General features: G+C 63.0%; 2 protein-coding genes. One reads left to right on the forward strand and one right to left on the reverse strand.

Translation table 11 applies throughout. The features are described from left to right. On the reverse strand, positions 1-584 hold a 584-nt coding region (locus tag Q1A69_RS20025; RefSeq protein WP_299589662.1), incomplete at its 3' end, for a hypothetical protein. A 30-nt stretch (positions 585-614) separates the two neighbouring features. Between Q1A69_RS20025 and Q1A69_RS20030 the strand changes: the two genes are divergently transcribed. Next, on the forward strand, positions 615-797 hold a 183-nt coding region (locus Q1A69_RS20030; RefSeq protein ID WP_299589665.1), incomplete at its 3' end, for a hypothetical protein.

A 797-nucleotide genomic window follows, 5' to 3' on the forward strand; every position in this document is an offset into this window, starting at 1 on the left:
TCGGTAACGGCGGGGGCGACACCGTCGTTGGCGGCAGTCTGGTCGCCATCGGCGAGGCCGTTATTGCCGTAGTCGTAAGTGCGGAACAGGTTGCCGTTGTGGTAGTAGGTGTAGCGAATATCCTGGTTGTTGCGCGCTTCCCAGGTGCCGTCGCCACTCAGGGCGGTATTGCCGGTCTGGCGCGACAGCCAGCCGGCGTAGTTGTAGGCGTATTCGATACGGTGGCCGCCGAGGTCATCGTGCCAGACGGCTTTGCCGAAGTAGTCGACGGCGTCGCTGAGTACATCCTCGCGGGAGGACTGGTTCCAGTCGGTGTCCACGGCGCCGCCCATACCGGACTTGGCGATGGAGGTGATATAGCCACCCAGCTGTACTTGATCGGCAGCGCCCTGGGCCTGCTGGCCGCTGGCGGCCAGTACATTGCGACTCACCGCGTCGCTCCAGGCGTAGCCGTAATCGGTGATCTCACCGTTGTAACTCTTGTACTGCAGTACCCGGCCCATGCCGTCGTAGCGGTAGGTCTCCTGGTCTACCTTGCCACTGGCGGTAGCAGTGCCATTGCTGTCGAAGCCGGCATAGAGCACCGAATTGGTGTCGCCGTAGAGGGCGTTGCGGTGGCGGATGCGGTTGCCGAACTCGTCGTAATCCCACTCGTCGTAGCGACCGGAGGCGCTGTAGCCGTAGTCGATCGCCGGGGAACTGTCCTGGAAGCGGTTCATGCGCACCAGCTGGTTGTTGGCGTCGTAGTGGTAGGCCACTTGGTAGTAGAGCGCACTGGTGCCGCTGCCGCGCTCGTT

This window comes from uncultured Microbulbifer sp., assembly GCF_947498635.1.
Taxonomy (GTDB): Bacteria; Pseudomonadota; Gammaproteobacteria; order Pseudomonadales; family Cellvibrionaceae; genus Microbulbifer; species Microbulbifer echini.